3 protein-coding genes and 1 tRNA gene are annotated in these 1,748 nt (G+C 56.1%); 2 read left to right on the top strand and 2 right to left on the bottom strand.

Going from position 1 to position 1,748, the window contains the following annotated elements:
• Window positions 1-89: 89 nt before the first annotated feature.
• Both HK439_RS26300 and HK439_RS26295 read right to left on the bottom strand, forming a co-directional pair.
• Window positions 90-560: a hypothetical protein gene (locus tag HK439_RS26300; RefSeq protein ID WP_190294448.1), complete on the bottom strand. Its 471-nt coding sequence runs from the start codon at window positions 558-560 to the stop codon at window positions 90-92.
• Between the two features lie 37 nt (window positions 561-597).
• Window positions 598-834 carry a hypothetical protein gene (locus HK439_RS26295; protein WP_190294447.1) on the bottom strand — a complete coding sequence of 79 codons (237 nt, stop codon included), beginning with the start codon at window positions 832-834 and terminating at the stop codon, window positions 598-600.
• Window positions 835-1,122: 288 nt separating this feature from the next.
• On the opposite strand from HK439_RS26295, the gene HK439_RS26290 reads away from it, so the two are divergent.
• Window positions 1,123-1,428 carry an ETC complex I subunit gene (locus HK439_RS26290; protein ID WP_190294446.1) on the top strand — a complete coding sequence of 102 codons (306 nt, stop codon included), beginning with the start codon at window positions 1,123-1,125 and terminating at the stop codon, window positions 1,426-1,428.
• An 88-nt stretch (window positions 1,429-1,516) separates the two neighbouring features.
• Window positions 1,517-1,593 (top strand) — tRNA-Arg (locus tag HK439_RS26285).
• Window positions 1,594-1,748: the final 155 nt, after the last annotated feature.

Below are 1,748 nucleotides of genomic sequence, written 5' to 3'. Positions count from 1 at the left end.
GGCGATGACCAACCGTGTCCGGGGGCCCGGAACTGTCCGGGATTTAGCGAAATCCCTGTCCGGGAATTACCGAAACGCGTGTCCGGGAATTACTGAAATCTGTGTCCGGGGATTACCGAAACCCGCACTGAGGGGCGCAGCGTCATGATCAGGCGTTCGAAAGCGATTTCGATCGTGCCGCCCTCCAGGTGCAGGGCGGTGCGGGCGTAGCCATAGTAGGGCCGGCCGGACAGGGCGGCCCGGTAGCCTTCGGCGGAGGCGTATTCGAGATCCGGATCCGGGGTTCTCAGTTCCTGGCCTTGCTGCATGGCCCATTCGTCCCCGAACAGGCTGCGCTGGCTGGACCTGCGCCCGACGTAGAAAATCGGAGGGGGGCCGACGCCTTCAAGCTTGTCTGAACACAGGCTGAGGTAAGGCATGTGTTCGCGCAGGTTCTCGGTCACGAGGCCCGAGGAGGACATCATGCTTTCATAAAAGGCAGAGAGCTGAGGATCGGCGAGGCCCTTGTCGATAGCCTCGGTGCCCAGCTCGGTAAAGACTGGCCGTTTCGTGGTCAGCAAAATCGCACCGTTCCCTGACTTCGATTAGTTGTTATTTCTACTCTTTCACGAATGCCTTAAGAAGGAGTTCAATAATACCGTAAAATTCTTCTTTCGTCTCATGAGGCAACTCATGCGCGCTGGCGACTTGATAGTCGAGCGCCAAAATCATGTCCCACATTTCCGTGAGATTGTGCCGGTCGACTTCGTCTTTCAGCCTTTTGAGCCTTTTGTCGCCGGGTTGGACATGTTCATGAATATAGGCAGATTGCGGAATGAAGGGTGGTGTTTGCATTTTATTCGAACACTCTCCGAAAGGTGCGTGTCCCGGATTCTTTGAGATCCGGTTAGAGCAGCTGCCGATCTAAAGCAGTGATACCAATGGCACAAAGTACTCTGGGTTGTATAGTGCCAAGCGCAACTAATCCCCATTTACGGTTAAACCGGCATTAAGTGAAGACTGGCTTTGGCTGAAGGACGTGTCATTTTCATCGGGTGTTGACACAAGGCAAAAAGAGGGGAAAAACCGTGGCTGTGGAAGCCGGTCCGGGGAAGCGGGCAGGCCCAGCTCGGGAACGATCAAATGCTCGCACGTATCTATCGGCCAGCCAAAACCGCCATGCAATCCGGCAAAGCCAAAACCCACCGCTGGGTTCTGGACTATGAACCGGAAACGGCCCGTTCGGTGGAGCCGCTGATGGGGTATACGTCGTCTTCGGACATGCGGCAGCAGATTCGGATGTATTTCGAAACGCAGGAAGAAGCCGTCGCCTATGCCCGGCGCAACGGCATCGCCTATCGTGTCGAAGAGCCGCATGAACGAAAGGTCAGAGGCGCTTCCTACTCCGACAACTTCAAGTTCAACCGCATCGCACCCTGGACCCACTAAGCCGCCCGCTCACGGGCGAGGGTCCCTCCTGTCAGGATAAATGCTAGGATTGGCACCGGCGCGAATCGCTCGTCGCACGATCCAATCAGGCCCCGTAGCTCAGCCGGATAGAGCACTCGCCTTCTAAGCGAATGGTCGCAGGTTCGAATCCTGCCGGGGTCGCCATTTTCCACCTGTCCGACCCGGAGACATGGGTAACAGTTTGTACCGGAGACATGGGTTACAACCTCGTGCCGAACGGGTTGTCGATTGTCTGTAGTGTTCTCTGCTCCAGGTCGATGTATCCCAGATCATAGCTCATGAAGCTGATCAGCCAAATT

The sequence above is a fragment of the Roseibium aggregatum genome (genome assembly GCF_014692675.1).
Classification (GTDB): domain Bacteria; phylum Pseudomonadota; class Alphaproteobacteria; order Rhizobiales; family Stappiaceae; genus Roseibium; species Roseibium aggregatum_C.
This window is presented reverse-complemented; position numbering and strand designations above follow the sequence as displayed.

Bases quoted from the DNA above. Each gene is read 5' to 3' on its own strand.
- HK439_RS26295 (WP_190294447.1), bottom strand. From the start codon at position 834: ATGCAAACACCACCCTTCATTCCGCAATCTGCCTATATTCATGAACAT.
- HK439_RS26290 (WP_190294446.1), top strand. From the start codon at position 1,123: ATGCTCGCACGTATCTATCGGCCAGCCAAAACCGCCATGCAATCCGGC.